Origin of the sequence: Streptomyces rhizoryzae (genome assembly GCF_023155275.1) — a bacterium.
Taxonomy (GTDB): domain Bacteria; phylum Actinomycetota; class Actinomycetes; order Streptomycetales; family Streptomycetaceae; genus Streptomyces; species Streptomyces rhizoryzae.
Genome location: NZ_JALMUV010000005.1, coordinates 52,019 through 69,571 on the forward strand (window position 1 = coordinate 52,019; position 17,553 = coordinate 69,571).

A 17,553-nucleotide genomic window follows, 5' to 3' on the forward strand; every position below is an offset into this window, starting at 1 on the left:
CCGGTGTCGCGCCCCACGCCAGGCCCTTCCGCTGTCTGACGACGCGCCTGACGCACCTGTCAGTTCCGCTGCCTGACCACGCGCCCGGTGCCCGTTCCGTTCCGCTGCCTGACCACGCGCCCGGTGCCGGTTTCACGGCCCCGTCGCCGTGTCCGCCGCGGGAGCCACAGGATCGGGCGCCCCGCCGGGCACGGCGTCGTCCATCGCTACGGGCACGGATGCGGCCGGTGCCGGGGCGGCTGTCCCGGGATCAGCGGACACGGGGGTGGATATCGCGGCGGGTGCAGCGGCGGCGGGGGCCGTTGGGTCGGGTGCGAGGGCCGGGGCCGGGGCCGCCGGCTGACCGGCTGCGTGGTGTGCCGGAATCGAGGTCAGGGGCGGCGCCGACGCCACGGCCGAGGCAGCAACCGGCACCGGGGCCGGCGCCGGAGACGGGGCCGCCGGGGGCCAGCTGGGCCAGCCCTGCACCGGTGGGACGGCCACCGCGCGCCACCACGGCTCCACGACCTGCTCGTCGGCAGGCTCGAACGGCCGGCCCGGCGGCGGCACGGCCACCGGCACCCCGGCCCGGAAGGCCGCCGCGACGGTCCGTTCGGCCGGTTCGGCCCACGGATGCGGGGCGAGGTTGAAGGTGCCCCAGTGGATCGGCAGCAGCACGCCGCGCGGCTCCCCGCCCTGGAGGTCACGATGGGCCCGCAGCCCCTCCTCCGGTGTCATATGAATGTCCGGCCAGAAGTCCGAATACGCCCCTATCTGAATCATCGTCGCATCGAACGGCCCGTGCGCGGCGCCCGTTTCGGCGAAACCGGGGAAATAGCCGGTGTCGCCGCTGTGGTAGATCCGGTGCTCGGGGCCGGCGACCACCCAGGAGGCCCACAGGGTGTGCTGCGGGCCGCGCATTCCCCGCCCGCAGAAGTGCTGGGCCGGGGTCGCGGTGAGGGTCAGCTCGCCGACCCGGGCCGACTCGTGCCAGTCCAGTTCGGTGATCCGCGCCGGTGGCACGCCCCAGAACTCCAGGTCCGCGCCGATCCCCAGCGGCACGACGCATGCCGCGCCGGTGGCGGCCAGGGCCTGCACGGTGGGCATGTCGAGGTGGTCGTAGTGGTCGTGCGAGATCACCACGGCATCGACCGGACCCAGCTGTGCCAGCGGCAGCGGCACCGGATGCAGCCGCTTCGGCCCGGCCCAGCTGAACGGCGAGCAGCGCTCACCCCACACCGGGTCGAAGAGCACCCGGTGCCCGTCCATCTCGGCGAGCACGGTGGAGTGCCCCATCCAGGTGAGCCGCAGCCCGGAGGCGGGTGGGTGGGACAGTTCCGCCGCGGACGGGCGGTGCACCGGGACGCGTCCGACCGGCGCCCGCCGCAGCCGCCCCTCCCGGCTGAGCTGCGTACGGACCATCGGCAGGGCGGCGCCCCGCAGCACCTGCCGGGTGGGCGCCGGATTCCGGAACTGACCGTCGGTGAACTGCGGGGATCTGCGCATCCTGGCCAGCCGCTCCCCCGTCGGCTCGGCGCCGAAGCTCGCGGGGCGCAGCGCGGACAAGCGCGCGGGGCGGGGTCGGGACGCGGTCACGGCACCTCCAGGGTCGGAACAGTCGCGAAGTGAACGCACCGCGCGATCGCTGGGTTCCAGCGCCACCCCGCCGCCACGCCCGCCCCGGGGCCCGGCGGCCCCGACCACGCACTCCGCCACCCACCCTGACCAGCGCGTTCCTGGCGCACAAGCGGTTCGGGGTGCGTATGCGGCACCGCGAGCGCACCATCGCGCCCCCGCGAAAACACCCGTGCGAGTGAACCCCGAACCCGCTGATTCACCCGATCAAGGGCCTCCCCCCCTCCTCGAAGTCCCCGCATGCCGCGGGCCGTCCGGACGTCATCGGGGACATCATGCGGACGCCACGCGAACGCCGCCCGGAGACCATCCGGCGGCCGCCCCGGCGGCAGTCGCCCCGCTCACCCCCGCACCCCACTCACCCCGCGCCTCACCCCCCTCACGCGCCTCACTCCCCCTCAACCGTCGGCGACGGCTGCGGCGGCCCGGGGCGGCGGGGCAGCGCGACGGTGCGGAGGAGGACGCGGGGGGACATCAGGCGGGACGGCGGGGCCGTCAGGCAGACGACGTCCCGGAAGGCGGCGCCCACGACCCGGTCGACGGCGGCGCGGGCCGAGAGCCGGTCCAGGTACCAGGTCGTCAGCCGCTCGGCGGGACCGGCCGTGGCGCCGGGGTCGCGCACGTAGGGGCGGTCCGCGCCGACCGCGGCCATCCAGGCGGGCTCGGCGGCCCGGCAGATCGCCCGCTGGGCCCGGGCCGCGACGCCGGGTCCCGGGCCCCCGGCGCCGTCGAGGGTGTCCCGCAGGGCCAGCGCGCCGAGTGCGGCCACCGACATGCCCTGGCCGTAGACCGGGTTGAAGGTGCAGTTGGCGTCTCCGAGGACCAGCAGGCCCTCCGGGACGGCGCCGGGCCGGCCGTAGTGCCGGCGGCGGTTGCAGGTGTCGCGGAAGCCGTGCACCGGCGAGACCGGTTCGGCGCGGTCCAGCAGATCGTGGACGTAGGGGTCGCCGACGGTGGCGCTGAACGCGGCGAACTCCGCCTCGTCCGTGGGCGGGTGGTGACCGCGCACCCCGGACAGCGTCAGCAGCCAGTTGCCGTCCTCCACGGGGACGTAGGCGGCGCCCCTGGGGCACGCGGGCCAGCCGGGGATGTTGACGCCGATCGCCGGTTCGCCGCCGGGGAAGCGGTACATCCGGGTGGCGTAGGCGAGGCCGGAGTCGACGGTCTCCTCGCGCGGCGCCTCGCGGCCCAGTTCGACGTACCAGCGGGGGGTGCGGGAGCTGCGGCCGGAGGCGTCGACGACCAGGTCGGCGGTGAGGACCCGGGCGGGGCCGGCCGCCCGTTCGCCGGTGCGGGCACGGACCTTGACGCCGGTCACCCGCCGCGCCTCGCCGGCCAGCCCGACGGCCTCGGTCGCCTCCAGGACCTCGACACGGGTGGCGGGGGCGGCGGCGCGCAGCGCCTGTTCCCGGACGACCGCGTCCAGGACCGGCCGGGTGACGCTGAGGGTGGGATGCCGGCGCTCGTCGAACCGGCGCTGCCAGCCGGTCGGCGTACGGGTCACCAGATCGCGCGGCAAGTACAGGCTGCGGGCCCCGGCCCCGGTGAGCGCGGCGACCGTACCGGGCAGCAGCCGGTCCAGGGCACGCTGGCCGCCGGTGAGGAGGATGTGCAGGTGGCGAGCCTGCGGGACGCCCTTCCGGAAGACCGGACCGGCCGGGTAGCGGTCCCGTTCGACGACCGTGACGGTGTCGGCGTGTCCGCGCAGGGCCGCGACGGCGAGCATCCCGGCGAGCCCGCCGCCAATCACGATCGCGGTCCGTCCGCGCCCGGTGTGCTCCGCCATGGCGTCCCTCTTCTCCCCCGCGGCCGGGTGCGCGTGCCCCGGCCGGGCTGCGGCCCGTCACCGGGCTCCCGACGATCACTGACCGGGCCTCACCCTCGGCCGCCCGGCGCCCCGGTGTCAACGGCCCGTGCGTCCCGGGGCCCGGACGGCCGGGCACGCGGCAACCGGGCCGGCGCGCTCCGGCCGGTGGCGCGGCCGGCCCGGTTGCCGAGCGGGCGGGCGTTCCGAGGCCCGCGCGCAGCGCGGACCCGACCGCGCGACAGGCCACCGCACCCCCACGTGCGGGCGTGCCCACGCGCCCGGGAGGGAGCCGCCGCGCCGCGCGGGGCGTCCGCCGGGCGGTGCGCCCCTCCCCGCGTCACGCGCGTCCCTGACATCCCGATATGAGGCGAGTGTGCGTCTAGACTCCCGACGGCGGGCGCACCGCCGGCGCGGCCGCTCCCACCAGCACGGGACTCGTCTCACCAGCAAGGGATTCAGGGACGCTTGTGACCTTCCAGCAGGTATCTGAGCCATATGACGTACTCGTCGTCGGCGGATCGGGTGTGGACACCGTCGTGCGGGTCGGTGCGCTGCCCGTACCGACCGCCGACAGCCACGCCGTGCCGCCCATCCGCGAATGGGCGGGCCACACCGGCACCGGTGTCGCGCTCGGCTGCGCGGCGCTGGGACTGACCACCGGATTCGTGGACTTCCTCGGCGACGACCCCCCGGGCGCCCTGGTCCGCGAGCGGCTGGCCGGCAGCGGGGTCGACTTCCGGCCGCTGATCTCCCCGCACGGCACCCGGCGGGCGGTCAACCTCGTCTCACCCGACGGCCGCCGGATGTCCTTCTACGACGCCCGCGACCCGCTCGATCTGCGGATGCCGCCCGAGCACTACCTCCCCCTCCTGCGCCGCACCCGCCACGTCCACCTGTCGATCAGCCACTTCACCCGCTACCTCTACGACGACCTCGCCGCCCTGGACATTCCGGTCTCCACGGACCTGCACGACTGGGACGGTCTGACCGAGCACCACCGCGACTTCGCCTTCCGCTCGGACCTGGTCTTCCTCAGTACGGCGGGGGCCGGTGAGCGGATCGGCTCCATCATGCGGGAGATCATCCGGGACGGCCGGGCCGAGGCGGTGATCGCCACCGCCGGCGCGGGCGGCGCGTACCTCCTCACCCCGGAGGACCGCACCCCCCGGCTGATCCCGGCGGCCGTACCGCCGGGCCCGGTCATCGACAGCAACGGCGCCGGCGACGCCTTCACCTGCGGCTTCCTCTACGGGAAGCTGTCCGACCGGAGCCTTGAGGAGTGCGCCCGGCTCGGCGCGGTGGCCGGCGCGCACGCCTGTACGGCCGCGGGCACGCACACCGCGCTCGCCGGTCCGGACGACCTCGGCGCCGCCCTCACCGCGGCCGCGCCGCCGCCCCCGCCACCCCCGGCGCCGCCCGCCCCCGCCGAGCCGCAGGTCTCCGGTACCGGCGCATAGCCCTCCGCCCCCGCACCCGGGGACCGGCCGCGCCCGGGTGCGGTCCGGCCGTGCCGGGGAGCGGTCCGGTCAGCCCTTGCGGCCCACCACACCGTAGAAAATGGTGTTGTTGAGCTCCTCGGGGCCGGGCACGTCCTCGTCGGGCCGCCACAGCGGCACCCGGACGACGCCCGGTTCCAGGGGGGCGAACGGGCCGAGGAGCGCGGCGATCTCGTCCTTGGTGCGCAGGGTCAGCGGGGCGGTGGAGCTCTTGTAGACCTCCTCCACGTGGGCGCGGGCGGCCTCGTCGACCCGGCCCTCCGCGTAGCCCTCGTAGGGCTCGTAGGTGCCGTGCGACAGGATGAGGTGGCTGCCGGCGGGCACCGCGGCGCCGAACGCGGCGAGCAGCGCGGCGGGGTTGTCGTCCTCGGCGAGGAAGTCCATCACCCCGCCGATCAGCAGCCCCACCGGCCGGTCGAGGTCGATGAGTTCGCGGACCACCGGGTCGTCCAGGACGGCCTTGGGGTCACGGAGGTCGCCGAGGGCGAAGGCGGTGCCGGCGGCGTTGGCGAGCCGGGCGCGGGCGTGGGTGGCGACGATCGGGTCGCTGTCCACGTAGACCACCCGGCTGTCCGGGGCGGTCGCCCGGGCCACCTCGTGCGGGTTGGGCGAGGTGGGGATGCCGATGCCGAGGACGAGGAACTGCCGCACCCCGGCGGCGGTCACCGCGCGGACCGCGCGCCGGCGGAAGGCGCCGTTGGCGCGCACGCTGTCGCGGACCTGCGGGTGGAGTTCGATGACCCGGTCGCCGGCGACCCGGTCGACCTCGTAGTTGTCCCAGCCGCCGAGGAAGTAGTCGTACATCCGGGCCGGGTGGGGCCGGCTGGTGTCGATCTCGTCGGCGGCGAAGCCGAGGTGGTCGGGGCCGGGCGGGTAGGGGCCGATCTCCGGGACGGCGGGGTCCGCCGGCTCGGGAGGGCTGTGCTGGTCGGTCATGGCTCCTCCCTCAGTGCGCCGGGCACGGCGCGGCGGAGAGCAGGAAGTCGGCGTGGCCGGCCTTCGCGCCCTCGATGAAACTGACCATCTCGCGGTGGGTGTAGATCAGCGCGGGGCCGTCCGGGTCGGTGGACTGGCGCAGCGCGACCCGGCCGTCCCGCAGGCGCATGGCCTCGACGCACTCGCCGCCGTTTCCGCCGCTCCACGGCTTGTGCCAGCCGTCGGTGCCCAGCTCGTTGGCGGGCATGCCGTTGTAGATACGTATGCGATCCATGGGGGGTTCAGATCTCCTTGCGAAAGCCACCCAGAATGGCCTCGGTGGTGTGTGCCGGCGCGGCCTGCGCACACATCCGGTCCAGGGCCTCCAGGAACTGCGAGACGTCGTTGCGCTGGTCGAAGTACACGGCTCCGACGAGGCTTTCCGCGTACGCGATGTCCGGGAGCTCCGGGATCGGGAAGCGGAAGATGTGGAACGGTCCGTACATGGCGGGGTGCGGGCCCGCGGCGAACGGCATCACCTGGAGCCGGACGTTCGGCAGCGAGGTGGCTTCCATCAGGCGGGCGATCTGGCCGCGCATCACCTTGGGCCCGCCGATGGGCCGCCGCAGCACGGTCTCGTCCATGACCGACCAGAGCATCGGGGCGTCGTCCCGGGTCAGCAGCGCCTGGCGCTCCATGCGGAGGGCGACCACGCGGTCGATGTCGGCGGGTGCGGCGTGCGGCATCCCGGCGCGCAGCACCGCGGCGGCGTAGTCCTCGGTCTGCAACAGGCCGGGGACGTAGTGCGGTTGGTAGGAGCGGATGAGGTTGGCTTCGCTCTCCAGGCTGACGAAGGCGCTGAACCACTCGGGGAGGACGTCGCGGAAGCGGTGCCACCAGCCGGGGCGGTTGGCCTCGCGGGCGAGGGAGAGGAAGCCGTCGATCTCCTTCTGATCGGTGACGCCGTAGGTCGCGAGCAGCTTCTCGACGTAGGGGATTTTGAGGCCGACCTCGGCCTTCTCCATGCGCCGTATCGTGGCGTGCGTCACGTCCAGTGCGGCGGCGGCCCGCTCGAAGGAGAGCCCCGCCTTCTCCCGCAGATCCTGCAGTCGCTTGCCGAGCACCACCCGCAGGACGGTGGGTGCACCCGCAGACCGTGGGTCCGCCACGTCCGATCCCCTCCAACCAGCTTCAGTGTTCAGCAGTGTGTCATGCCGTCATCAGCTCGAACAGACTGCACTTTCAATTCTGCAAATTACAGAGTGATCCTTGCCAACGGTGAGCAACATCGCACATAGTTATGTCGTGGCTTCCTACAAAAACGCTCCGTCGTTAGGGCGATGCGGCGGCTTCCTCGCCCAGAGCCCGCAGGACGCGTTCCACTTGCCGGCGCGGCGCACGTCCGTGCCCGAGGCGCGCAGGCGTGTGAGCACGCTGCTGCGCGAGTGGGGCGCTGCTCAACAGGTCCGCGACGACGTGGAGTTGGTGGTCACCGAGCTGTTCACCAACGCGGTGCGGCACACCGACAGCGAGAAGGTCGGCTGCGAGCTCACGGTCGTCGGGGCGCACATCCGGATAGAGATCACCGACGAGGGCGGCCCGGGCACCTCCGCGCCGCACGCCCAGCCCGGCAGCCTCGATCAGGAGGGCGGGCGCGGCCTGTTCCTGGTCGGCGCGCTCTCCGACAGCTGGGGCACCCGGCCGGTCGACAGCGGCCGGGGCCAGGTGGTCTGGGCGGATCTGCCGTACCGCGTCGCGACGCACTGAGGCCCCGGCCGCCAGGGGCGGCCGGGGCCTCGGTTCCCGTAAGGGGCGCGGCGGTCAGAGCGGCAGCAGGTCGGGCCGCTTGGGCGCGACGTCGTCACCGGAGGAGACACCGCGCAGCCGGCGGCCGATCCACGGCACCAGGTGCTCGCGCGCCCAGTGGATGTTGTCCCGCCGCGCCTCGGCGGCGGTCCGCTCGGTCTCCGGCGGCCACGGCTGGTCCGGGTCGGCCGGCACCGGCAGGCCCAGCACCTGCGCCGCGCGCAGCGCCACCCTGGTGTGCCCGTCGGCCGAGAGGTGCAGCCGGTCCTCGCTCCAGGCCCGGCGGTCCTGCACGGACTTGAGCGACCACAGGTCCAGCACCGGGCAGCCGTGCCGGTCGGCGATGGCCCGCACGTGGGCGGTGTACGTGGCGATCTTGCCGCGCAGGTGCTTGAGGACCGGGATCCCGCGGGTGTCGAAACCGGTGCACAGCAGCACCAAGGGGACCGTCTCGCGGAGTTCGGCGACGGCCGCCTCGTAGCGCTCGGCGACCGCGTCCGGATCCGAGCCGGGGCGCAGGATGTCGTTGCCGCCGGCGCAGAACGTCACCAGCGCGGGCGCGAGCTGCTTGGCCCGGGGCACCTGCTCCTCGACGATCCGGTCCAGGAGCCGCCCCCGTACGGCGAGGTTCGCGTAGCGGAAGTCCCCCTCGTCCCGCTGGTCGGCGAGGAGGACCGCGAGGCGGTCCGCCCAGCCGATGTACGCCCCGTCCGGTCCGGGGTCCCCGACCCCCTCGGTAAAGCTGTCCCCGACGGCTGCGTACGACCCGATGGCGCCTGCCGCGCCGTTGCTGATGTTCTTCGAATCGTCTGCCACGTCGGGACATACTTCACCTTCAGAAGTGACCTACGCCACCGTAACCAGGGGTTGACGGGAGGTGATTAATGCCACCCGGTCAAATTCTGCTCAAGTTGGAATAACGATCGATCACAGAGTGCTCATCGAGCGCCGCGCAGAGGGGATGATGCGCGCCGTTGCGGCACTGTTGCGCGCTGTTGCCGGGTGTTGCGACCTGATTGCCTATTGCATCAATGTCGTATCGTCGAACCAGCCCGCCTCGTCGACGACAGCGTCGGCGGCCGATCCCGAGGAGCGCCCGTGACGCAGACGCCACAGGTCCCCCAGTCCCCGCCGGAGCTCGCGGAGGTCCGCAACTTCCGCGACGTCGGCGGACTGCCGACCGTCGACGGGCGTCGCCTCCGGTACGGCCGGCTCTACCGCAGCGGCCACCTCGCGCACGCCACCGAGGCGGACGCCGCGTTCCTGGCCGGCCTCGGGCTGCACACCATCTTCGACTTCCGCAACGCCTCCGACATCGCGCTGGAGGGCCCCGACGTCGCCCTCCCCGGCGTACGGAACGTCAATATCCCGCTCACCGACCCCGCCGACGGCGCGGAATTCTGGACGATGGTGCGCGACGGCGAACTGGACCAGCTGCGCGTCGTCCTCGGCGACGGCAAGGCCGCGGACCGGATGGCCCACACCTACCGCGAGATCATCACCACCCGCACCGCCGACCACAGCCGGGTGCTGCACGCCCTGGCCGAGGACAGCGTCCCGGCGCTGATGCACTGCGCGGCGGGCAAGGACCGCGCGGGCCTGTCCATCGCGGTCACCCTGCTCGCGGTCGGCGTGGAGCGGGACGCCATCGTGGCGGACTACCTCAAGTCCGACGACCCCAGCCGGCGCTACAAGGTCCGCCGCTCGGACCACTCCGCCGCCGGGATGTCGCCCGAGGTCATGGAGCTGCTCTCGCCCCTCTTCGGCGCGCGCCTGGACTACCTCACCGCCGCGTTCGACGCGATCGAGGGCACCTGGGGCTCGGTCGACGCCTACCTCACCGAGGGCCTGAAGCTCTCCCCCGCCACCCGCGAGCGGCTGCGCGCGACGCTGCTGGAGGACTGACGCCCGGGCGGCCGGGCGGGCGGCGGCGCGCCGGCCCGGCCGCCCCGGGGGCGGTCAGCGGTTGGCGACCGCCTGCTTGACCAGGGTCCGCCCGAAGTCCCACATCAGCCCGCCACCGCTGTGCGCGTCGTCCATCACGGCCGTGAACGCCTCGACGAAGCGGTCCACCTCCCGTTCGCCGATGATCAGCGGTGGGATCAGCTTGATGACCTCCAGGTGGTCGCCGGAGACCTGGGTGAGGATCCGGTGGCGCTGGAGCAGCGGCACCACGACCATCTGCGCGAACAGCCCCTTGCGGGCGGCTTGGAGCATCGTCCAGCGGCTGCGCAGCCCCAGCGACGTCGGCCGGCCGAACTCGATGCCGATCATCAGGCCCCGGCCGCGCACCTCGTGCAGCAGCTCGTACCGGTCGACCAGCGCCGCCAGCCGGGAGCGCAGCAGCTCGCCGGTGTGCCGGGCGTTCGCGGTGACCTCCTCGTCCTCCATCACCGAGAGCACCGCCAGGCCGGCCGCCATCGCCTGGGCGTTGGCACCGAAGCTCGCCGAGTGCACCAGGACGCGGTCCATCGACGAGTAGACCTTCTTGAAGATCCAGTCCTTGCCGAGGGTCGCGCCGACCGGGACGTAGCCGCCGGAGAGCGCCTTGGCGACGCACACCAGGTCCGGTTCCACGCCCTCCTCGTGCTGGTAGGCGAAGAAGTCGCCGGTGCGGCCCAGACCGGTCTGCACCTCGTCGGCGATCAGCAGCGCCTTGTGGCGGTGCAGCAGTTCCTGGGCGGCGCGCAGGAAGCCGGGCGGCGCGGGGGTGACGCCCTTGCCCTGGATGGGCTCGACGACGAAGGCCGCCACGTCGCCGCGCCCGAGCTCGCGTTCCAGCGCGGCCAGGTCGCCCAGCTCGATGGCGGTGTCCGGGAGCAGCGGGGCGAAGCCGTCCCGGAAGCCGTCCTCGCCGTTGACCGAGAGCGCACCGGTGGTCAGGCCGTGGAAGGCGTGCGCGCAATACAGGACGCGCGGGCGGCCGGTGGCGCGGCGGGCGAACTTCAGCGCGGTCTCGACGGCCTCGGTACCGCTGTTGCCGAAGAACACCCGGTCCAGGTGGGGCGCGTGGGCCAGCAGCTTCTCGGCGAGCAGACCGGGCAGCGGCGGGCAGTCGAAGCGGGTGAGGTCGGCGAGCTGGGCGTCGAGGACGTCGTGCAGGGCCCGGCGGACGACCGGGTGGTGGCGGCCCAGGCCCATCACCCCGAAACCGGCGAGCATGTCGAGGTAGTCCTGGCCGTCGGCGTCGTAGAAGTAGGCGCCCTCGGCCCGCTCGTAGACCTTGTCGAAGCCGATGGTGTGCAGCATCCGCGGGAGCTGGTGGTTGAGGTGGCGGGCGTGCAGGGCGTAGCGCTCGGCGCCGCGTTCGGCGAGCAGCCGGTTGAGGTCGAATCCGGACACGGGTGTTCTCCTTACGGGCGGTCGGCGGGAACGGGCCGGGGGCGCCGGCGGGCCACCGCCCCCGGCGCCCCCGTGCGGCGCGTCACCCGCGGTTGCCGCCGACGGTCTCCCGGGCCGCCCGCAGCGACTCCTTCAGGGAGCCCATGGTGGCCAGGACGGCGGTGGGCTCGTAGCCGCAGTGCGCCATGCAGTTGGCGCAGCGCGGATCCTTGCCGCGGCCGTACTTCTCCCAGTCGGTCTCCTCGATCAGCTCCCGGTACGTGGGGACGTAGCCGTCGCTCATGAGGTAGCAGGGCCGCTGCCAGCCGAACAGCGAGTAGTTGGGGATCGCCCAGGCGGTGCAGGGGAAGTCCGCCTTGCCCTCCAGGAAATCCAGGAACAGCGGGCTGTGGTTGAGCCGCCAGCGCCGGCGGTTGCCGCCGGCGAACGCCTTCCGGAACAGCTCCCTGGTCTGCTCCACGCCGAGGAAGTGCTCCTGGTCGGGGGCCTTCTCGTAGGCGTAGGCCGGCGAGAGCATCATCTCGTCGACCTTCAGGTCGTCGTTGAGGAAGTTCAGGACCTCGATGACGGTCTGCGGGGTGTCGGTGTTGAAGAACGTGGAATTGGTGGTGACCCGGAAGCCGCGCCGCTTGGCCTCCTTGATGGCCGCCACCGCCTCGTCGAATACGCCTTCCTTCGCGACGGATTCGTCGTGGCGCTCCCGCATCCCGTCGATGTGCACCGCGAACGCAAAATACGGCGAGGGCTTGAAATTCGCCATCTTCTTGCGCAGCAGCAGCGCGTTGGTGCACAGGAAGACATACTTCCGGCGGGCCACCAGCTGCCGCACGATCTCATCGATCTGCGGGTGCATCAGCGGCTCGCCGCCGGCGATGGACACCATCGGGGCACCGGACTCCAGCACCGCCCCGACCGCCTGGGCCACCGGCATCCGCTGCTTGAGGACGCCCGCCGGGTGCTGGATCTTCCCGCAGCCCTCGCACTTCAGATTGCAGGCGAAGAGCGGCTCCAGTTCGACAATCAGCGGGAACTTCTCCCGCTTGCGCAGCACTTTCTGTTCAAACAGATAGGTCCCGACCCGGATGGACTGGCGGAGCGGCATTGCCATCTGGCTCACCTCCTGGAGAGCAGCAAAGAACGGTGCCATTCAAAGAAAACAGGAAATACCGAGCGCAGCACGCGGAAGGCAGATATTCCACCGCGCAGCGTCCCGATGCGCACGAGTTCGTGTTCCGGGGCGTCCACGACCACCCGGACGGCGGCAACCGCGGGGCTGCCGCGGCGCACCGCCGTCCGGAGCGTGGCGGCGGACTCCATGTCCACCGCGAGGGCTCCCTGGGCGTGCAGGGCGGCCCGCTCGGCGCCGCGTACGACGTGGTCGGCGCCGCACAGCAGCCCCGTGTGCACCCGCAGGCCGCGGGCCCGCAGGGCGGCCACCAGCGGGGCATTGTCCCGGCAGGGCACCTCGGGGGCGCCGGGGCGGTGGCCGCGGGTGGCGGCGGCGACGACCACGTCCCCGGGCCGCATCCCGGGGGCGAGCCCGGCGCAGAACCCGCTGGCCACCACCGGGGCGCCCGCGGTGGCCGCACCCGGGGCCAGGGCGGCGGTCAGGGCCCGTTCGGCGGCCTGGGGGCCCATGCCGGTGCGGAGGGTGACCGCGGGCGGGCCCGCCGCGCCGCGCTCACCGCCCCGCAGCGCGAACCGTTCGATGCCGAGCGCGCAGGCGACCAGCAGCGGCGGATCCGCGTCCGGCGGGGGCCGTCCCGGCATCAGGCCCCCACCGGTGCCGCGGCGGCCCCGGCGGTGGCCGGCCCGCCGTGCACGTAGCGGCCCAGCGCGGTCAGCGGGAAGACCTGGCGGTAGAGGTGGTAGTTGATGGAGAAGTCCCACGGGAAGCCGGTGCCGGTGAAGTACGGCTCGTCCCAGGAGCCGTCCGGCCGCTGGGCCTCGACCAGCCAGCGCACCCCGCGGCGCACCGCCTCGCTCTCCCGTTCACCGGCCGCCAGCAGCGCCATCAGCGCCCAGGCGGTCTGCGAGGGCGTGGAGGCGCCGCGCCCGGCCCACTTCTCCTTGTCCTGGTAGGAGCGCTGGTCCTCGCCCCAGCCGCCGTCGTCGTTCTGCACCCGCTCCAGCCAGTCGACGGCCCGCCGGACGGCCGGGTGCGAGGCGGGGATCCCGGCGGCGACGAGGGCGGGCAGCACCGAGCCGGTGCCGTAGACGTAGTTGGTGCCCCACCGCCCGAACCACGCGCCGCTGGGCTCCTGTTGGGCCAGCAGCCAGGCGACGCCGCGGCGGGTGCGCGGGTCGTGGGCCTTGCCGACCTCTGCGAGCATCTCGACGACATGGCCGGTGACGTCGGCCGACGGCGGGTCGATGACCTCGCCGAAGTCGCAGAACGGCAGGCGGTCGGGGAACGGGCTGGTGTTGTCGGCGTCGAACGCGCCCCAGGCGCCGTTCCCCGACTGCATCCCCACGTTCCACCGCACGCCGCGGTCGATGGCGTCCGCGATCCGCTGCGGGTCGGGGTGCCGGACCCGGCGCAGCGCCAGCACCACCTCAGCGGTGTCGTCGATGTCCGGGTAGTTGTCGTTGTGGAACTCGAACGCCCAGCCGCCGGGCGGGAGTTGGGGGCGGCGCACGGACCAGTCGCCGGGCCGGCCGATCTGCTCGCCGAGCATCCAGTCGGCGGCCTTGACCAGCTGCGGGTGGTCGGCGGGCACCCCGGCATCGGCCAGCGCGATGGTCGCCAGGCAGGTGTCCCAGACCGGGGACTGGCACGCCTCGATCATCCGGGCGCCGTCCTCGCGCCACACCGCGAACCGGTCCAGGGACGCCAGGCCCTCGCGCAGCACCGGGTGGTCGAGGTCGTAGCCGAGCAGATGCAGGGCGATGAGGGAGTAGACGGCCGGCGGCTGGATGCCACCCCAGCAGCCGTCGTTCTCCTGCCGCTCGATGATCCAGCGGGCGGCCGCGCGCATCGCGGCGGCCCGCGGCCGGCGGAGGGCGACCTTGTGGTAGAGGTGCAGCGCCTTGTCCAGCCGCTGGAAGAGGCCGTCCCAGCTGGTGACGCGGGCCGTCGGCCGCGGCGGGGCGGGGTCGGCCGGGTCGGTGTGCAGCTCGTCCAGGGCGAACGGCGCCGGGCGGACCGGGCGCTTGGCCGAGACGATGGTGAGCGGGACGATGGTCTGCCGGGCCCAGCAGCCGAAGGCGTAGATGCTGAGCGGGAACCACTTGGGGAGGTAGATCAGCTCCGGCGGGAGTTCGGGCAGGTCGTCCCACTTCCACCAGCCGAAGAGGGCGAGCCAGATCCGGGTGAAGACGCGGGAGGCGGCGATACCGCCCCGGGCGCGGATCCAGGCGGCGGCGGTGGCCATGTGCGGGGCGCCCGGCGCGTCGCCGGCCAGCCGCAGCGCGACGTACGCCTCGATCGTGGTGGAGAGTTCGCCGGGGCCGCCGTGGAAGGTGGCCCAGGTGCCGTCCGGACGCTGCTCACCCCGGATGAAGCGGGCGGCGGCCTCGGTGACGGCCGGGTCCTGGATGCCCAGGAACTGACGGAGCAGCAGGTCCTCGGCGTCCATCGTGACATTGGTGGCCAGGTCGCCCTTCCACCAGCCGGCGGGGTCCTGGCGGGCGAGCAGGTGCTCGGTGGCGCGGGCGGTGGCCTCCCGCGCGGCGTCCGCCGTGTTCCGCAGGACGGCGGTGCGCGCTCCGCCGGCCGGCGCGGCTGCGGCTTCGGCGGCATCGGTGGCCGAGGCGCCCCGGGGCGGGAGGGCCCCGGTGCTGCCGTCGGTCGTCGCTGTCATGGCTTCCCCTTCTGCAGTGAACCGTCAATGCGTGGTCAGGGATTCCGTCGGCCGGTGCGCGGTGCGGCACCGGCCGGCGACTGCGAGCTAGTGCGTGGCGGCGGTCCTCATCTCTCTCGTACGACGACGAAGTCCGCGAGCGCGACGAGCTCGCCGCGGATCTTCTCGGGCATCTCGATCTCGTCCAGGGCGGCGATCGCGGTGGCGTGCTGGCGGCGGGCCTCCTGGGAGGTCCACTCGCGGCCGCCGGCCTCCTCGATCAACGCCGCGCGGGAGGCGAACTCTTCCTCGGTGAAGTCGGCGATCTCGGTCTCGGTCTTCTTGGCGTCGGCCGCCAGGATCCGGGCGAGCCGCTCGGAGGCCGGACCGCCGGCCGCCAGTGCGGCCACGACCGGCAGCGACTTCTTGCGCTGCCGCAGGTCGCTCCAGGTCTGCTTGCCGGTGGCGTCCGGGTCGCCCCAGATGCCCAGCAGGTCGTCGACGGCCTGGAAGGCGAGGCCGAGGTGGTAGCCGTACCGCTCCAGGATGTCGGCGGTGCGGTCGTCGGCGCCGCCGAGCACCGCACCGATGGAGACCGCGCAGGCGAGCAGCGCGCCGGTCTTGTTGCCCTCCATCTCCAGGCACTCCTCGACGGTGACCCGCTCGCGGTGCTCGTAGGAGATGTCCTGGGCCTGGCCGTCGATCAGCTTGCGGGTGGCCAGGGTCAGCCGGCGGGTGGCGCGGCCGGCGTCGACCGTGCCGAGCTCCAGCAGTATCTCGTTGGCCAGCGCGAACAGCGCGTCGCCGACCAGGATGGCCTGCGCCGGGCCGTGCACCTTCCACACCGTGTCGCGGTGCCGGCGCTGCTCGTCACCGTCCATCAGGTCATCGTGCAGCAACGAGAAGTTGTGCACCAGCTCGACGGCGACCGCGCCCGGCACCCCGGTCTCGGGGGCGGCGCCGGCCACCTCGGCGGAGAGCAGCGCGAGCGCGGGGCGGACCGCCTTGCCGCCGTCCCCGGCACTGGGGTTGCCGGCCGCGTCGATCCAGCCGAAGTGGTAGGCGGCGACGGTGTCCATGGGAGGGGCGAGTCTGGCCACGGCGGCACGCAGCACGGGAGTGGCGAGTGTCCGCCCGCGCTCCAGCAGCGCGGTGACGCTCGCGGTGTCGATAGCCGGGGAAGCCACGGTTTCTCCTCTGTTTCCGATGCTCGTGCTCGTGCGAGCGCGCGTACGCGGTGTCATGCCGCCTCCTCAGGGCAACCGGCCCGGAGGGCAGCCGAGTTCGGTGAGCGCCTCGCGGGCGGCGGCGGTGCCGCTGCGCACAGCGCTCTCCATCGTCGCGGGCCACCCGGTGGCGGTCCACGCACCGGCCAGGAACAGGCCGGGGACTTGGGTGCGGGCGGCCGGGCGGAGCCGGCCCACGCCCGGGGCGGGCGCGAAGGTCGCGGTCCGCTCGCGGGTGACGAAGAAGTCGAGGATCCGGGCGCCCCGGGCGGCCGGCAGCAGCCGCTCCAGCTCGGGGAGGTAGCGGGCGCGGAGTTTGCCGACCGGCTGGTCGATCTCCTCCTGCGCGGCGGACTGCGAGAGGGCCAGGTACTGGCTGCGCCGGTGGCCGTCGGCGCGGGCCAGGCCCGAGGGGCCGGTGCGGTCGAAGACCCACTGGACCGGGGAGCCGAGCGCGGCGAAGAACGGGCGGCGCAGTACCGGGCGGTCGTAGACCACGTGGACGTTGAGGATCGGCGCGGTGCCGATGTCCAGCAGCCGGTCCCGGTCGGGCAGCGCGCCGTCGGGCAGCAGGCCGTGCGCCTCGCGCTGCGGTACGGCCAGCACGACGGTGTCGGCGGTGAGCGTCCGGCCGCCGTGCGGGCCGCTGCCCACCGCGACCCGCCAGCCGTCGCCGTCCCCGTCGCGGGTGACGGCGGTGGCCCGGGTGCGCAGCGCGACCTGGACACCGGCCTCGCGCAGTGCGGCGCCGGCGAGGGTGTCGTGGAGGTCGCCGAGCGGGACGCGGGCCCGGCCGATGTCGGCGGCGCCGGGGGCGGAGAGCAGTCCGGTCTTGAAGACCTTGGCGGCCAGGCCCAGCGAGACGTCGCCGGCGGTCGCGTTGAGGGTGGCGACGCCGACCAGGTCCCACAGCGCCTCGACGGCGCGCGGCGACTGGCCGTGGCGGCGCAGCCAGCTGCCGAAGTCGGTGGCGTCCAGGGCGGGGTCGTCCAGGTCCAGGCGGCCCAGGGCGAGGGTGGCGCGCACCACCCCGGCGCGCTCGGCGGGTGAGAGGTGCGGGTAGCAGGCCAGGCTCTTGGCGAGGTGGAGCGGGACCGGCAGGGCGGTGCGGCGCAGCCGGCCGAGCCGGGGCCGGCCGCCGGCGCCCACGGCGTCCAGGACGGGGACGTCCAGGCGGTCCTGGAGGGGGGCGAGGTGGTGCCCGCCGATCCGCTTCAGGTGGTCGCCGTAGGCGGTGCAGCAGCGGAGGTGGACGTGCTGGCCGTTGTCGACGGTCAGCGGGCCGGCGGCACCGTCGCGGCGGAAGGAGAAGACCAGGCCGCCCAGGCGCGGGCGGCCCTCGACGAGGGTGACCCGCAGGCCGGCGTCGGCCAGCGCCAGCGCCGCGGTGGTGCCGGCGAGTCCGCCCCCGATGACCACCGCGGCCGCCCCTTCGGGACGGCCGGGGGCGCGCTCGGACGGCGTGGCTCCCGCGTTCATGCGCTCTCCCCCCTCACGCCTGTCAAGGACGCCGCCGTCCGGCTCGGGGTTGCCCGCCGCACCGGTGCCGCACCGTGGCCGGTGTA

Annotated in this window: 16 protein-coding genes; 4 read left to right on the top strand and 12 right to left on the bottom strand. The window is 74.0% G+C overall.

The window, feature by feature from the left end; translation table 11 throughout:
- Positions 1 to 132 precede the first annotated feature (132 nt).
- Together MUU72_RS06245 and MUU72_RS06250 are read right to left on the bottom strand one after the other, a co-directional pair.
- Entirely contained in the window at positions 133 to 1,575 is a 1,443-nt protein-coding gene (locus tag MUU72_RS06245) for an MBL fold metallo-hydrolase (protein ID WP_372503007.1), read from the bottom strand.
- 427 nt (positions 1,576 to 2,002) lie between these two features.
- A complete protein-coding gene (locus tag MUU72_RS06250; RefSeq protein ID WP_248012112.1) occupies positions 2,003 to 3,400 on the bottom strand; it encodes an NAD(P)/FAD-dependent oxidoreductase in 1,398 nt (465 codons plus the stop codon).
- 545 nt (positions 3,401 to 3,945) lie between these two features.
- Between MUU72_RS06250 and MUU72_RS06255 the strand changes: the two genes are divergently transcribed.
- Positions 3,946 to 4,878, top strand: coding sequence for a carbohydrate kinase family protein (locus MUU72_RS06255; protein ID WP_248012113.1), 933 nt, complete (start codon positions 3,946 to 3,948; stop codon positions 4,876 to 4,878).
- 69 nt (positions 4,879 to 4,947) lie between these two features.
- Here the strand turns inward: MUU72_RS06255 and MUU72_RS06260 are convergent, their stop codons facing one another.
- From MUU72_RS06260 to MUU72_RS06270, 3 genes are read right to left on the bottom strand one after another with little or no spacing between them, the layout of a single operon-like run.
- Positions 4,948 to 5,853 (bottom strand): SAM-dependent methyltransferase, encoded by a 906-nt coding sequence (locus MUU72_RS06260; protein ID WP_248012114.1) that lies wholly within the window; start codon positions 5,851 to 5,853, stop codon positions 4,948 to 4,950.
- Positions 5,854 to 5,863: 10 nt separating this feature from the next.
- Complete coding sequence (locus MUU72_RS06265; protein WP_221911991.1) at positions 5,864 to 6,127, bottom strand: DUF397 domain-containing protein; 264 nt, start codon at positions 6,125 to 6,127, stop codon at positions 5,864 to 5,866.
- A gap of 7 nt (positions 6,128 to 6,134) precedes the next feature.
- Positions 6,135 to 7,001 carry a Sco1979 family transcriptional regulator gene (locus tag MUU72_RS06270; protein WP_248012115.1) on the bottom strand — a complete coding sequence of 289 codons (867 nt, stop codon included), beginning with the start codon at positions 6,999 to 7,001 and terminating at the stop codon, positions 6,135 to 6,137.
- A 214-nt stretch (positions 7,002 to 7,215) separates the two neighbouring features.
- Between MUU72_RS06270 and MUU72_RS06275 the strand changes: the two genes are divergently transcribed.
- The gene (locus MUU72_RS06275) at positions 7,216 to 7,599 is read left to right on the top strand and encodes an ATP-binding protein (protein WP_282503752.1); all 384 of its coding nucleotides are present in this window, start codon (positions 7,216 to 7,218) and stop codon (positions 7,597 to 7,599) included.
- A gap of 54 nt (positions 7,600 to 7,653) precedes the next feature.
- Here the strand turns inward: MUU72_RS06275 and MUU72_RS06280 are convergent, their stop codons facing one another.
- Positions 7,654 to 8,454, bottom strand: a complete 801-nt coding sequence (locus MUU72_RS06280; protein WP_248012117.1) for an SGNH/GDSL hydrolase family protein — start codon at positions 8,452 to 8,454, stop codon at positions 7,654 to 7,656.
- Positions 8,455 to 8,572: 118 nt separating this feature from the next.
- Here MUU72_RS06280 and MUU72_RS06285 point away from each other — a divergent pair, with 118 nt between their 5' ends.
- Together MUU72_RS06285 and MUU72_RS06290 are read left to right on the top strand one after the other, a co-directional pair.
- On the top strand, positions 8,573 to 8,740 hold the full coding sequence (locus MUU72_RS06285) for a hypothetical protein (RefSeq protein WP_248012118.1): 168 nt from the start codon (positions 8,573 to 8,575) through the stop codon (positions 8,738 to 8,740).
- Positions 8,737 to 9,543: a tyrosine-protein phosphatase gene (locus tag MUU72_RS06290; protein ID WP_248012119.1), complete on the top strand. Its 807-nt coding sequence runs from the start codon at positions 8,737 to 8,739 to the stop codon at positions 9,541 to 9,543. The genes MUU72_RS06285 and MUU72_RS06290 overlap by 4 nt, the downstream gene beginning before the upstream one ends.
- Before the next feature lie 54 nt (positions 9,544 to 9,597).
- Here the strand turns inward: MUU72_RS06290 and MUU72_RS06295 are convergent, their stop codons facing one another.
- The 6 genes from MUU72_RS06295 to hpnE all read right to left on the bottom strand — a co-directional run bounded on the left by MUU72_RS06295 (position 9,598) and on the right by hpnE (position 17,467).
- Positions 9,598 to 10,980 (bottom strand): aspartate aminotransferase family protein, encoded by a 1,383-nt coding sequence (locus tag MUU72_RS06295; RefSeq protein ID WP_248012120.1) that lies wholly within the window; start codon positions 10,978 to 10,980, stop codon positions 9,598 to 9,600.
- An 82-nt stretch (positions 10,981 to 11,062) separates the two neighbouring features.
- Positions 11,063 to 12,088 carry an adenosyl-hopene transferase HpnH gene (gene hpnH / locus MUU72_RS06300; protein WP_248012121.1) on the bottom strand — a complete coding sequence of 342 codons (1,026 nt, stop codon included), beginning with the start codon at positions 12,086 to 12,088 and terminating at the stop codon, positions 11,063 to 11,065.
- A 5-nt stretch (positions 12,089 to 12,093) separates the two neighbouring features.
- Complete coding sequence (locus MUU72_RS06305) at positions 12,094 to 12,750, bottom strand: phosphorylase family protein (RefSeq protein WP_248012122.1); 657 nt, start codon at positions 12,748 to 12,750, stop codon at positions 12,094 to 12,096.
- On the bottom strand, positions 12,750 to 14,783 hold the full coding sequence (gene shc, locus MUU72_RS06310; protein ID WP_248012123.1) for a squalene--hopene cyclase: 2,034 nt from the start codon (positions 14,781 to 14,783) through the stop codon (positions 12,750 to 12,752). The genes MUU72_RS06305 and shc overlap by 1 nt, the downstream gene beginning before the upstream one ends.
- A gap of 107 nt (positions 14,784 to 14,890) precedes the next feature.
- Positions 14,891 to 16,006, bottom strand: coding sequence for a polyprenyl synthetase family protein (locus MUU72_RS06315; RefSeq protein ID WP_248012124.1), 1,116 nt, complete (start codon positions 16,004 to 16,006; stop codon positions 14,891 to 14,893).
- Positions 16,007 to 16,015: 9 nt separating this feature from the next.
- Complete coding sequence (gene hpnE / locus MUU72_RS06320) at positions 16,016 to 17,467, bottom strand: hydroxysqualene dehydroxylase HpnE (RefSeq protein ID WP_248012125.1); 1,452 nt, start codon at positions 17,465 to 17,467, stop codon at positions 16,016 to 16,018.
- Between the last annotated feature and the right edge of the window lie 86 nt (positions 17,468 to 17,553).

What these genes read in the sequence shown, in the direction of transcription:
- MUU72_RS06250 (WP_248012112.1), bottom strand. Translation starts at nt 3,400, where the DNA reads ATGGCGGAGCACACCGGGCGCGGACGGACCGCGATCGTGATTGGCGGC.
- MUU72_RS06260 (WP_248012114.1), bottom strand. Translation starts at nt 5,853, where the DNA reads ATGACCGACCAGCACAGCCCTCCCGAGCCGGCGGACCCCGCCGTCCCG.
- MUU72_RS06265 (WP_221911991.1), bottom strand. Translation starts at nt 6,127, where the DNA reads ATGGATCGCATACGTATCTACAACGGCATGCCCGCCAACGAGCTGGGC.
- hpnH (WP_248012121.1), bottom strand. Translation starts at nt 12,088, where the DNA reads ATGGCAATGCCGCTCCGCCAGTCCATCCGGGTCGGGACCTATCTGTTT.
- MUU72_RS06305 (WP_248012122.1), bottom strand. Translation starts at nt 12,750, where the DNA reads ATGCCGGGACGGCCCCCGCCGGACGCGGATCCGCCGCTGCTGGTCGCC.
- shc (WP_248012123.1), bottom strand. Translation starts at nt 14,783, where the DNA reads ATGACAGCGACGACCGACGGCAGCACCGGGGCCCTCCCGCCCCGGGGC.
- MUU72_RS06315 (WP_248012124.1), bottom strand. Translation starts at nt 16,006, where the DNA reads ATGACACCGCGTACGCGCGCTCGCACGAGCACGAGCATCGGAAACAGA.
- hpnE (WP_248012125.1), bottom strand. Translation starts at nt 17,467, where the DNA reads ATGAACGCGGGAGCCACGCCGTCCGAGCGCGCCCCCGGCCGTCCCGAA.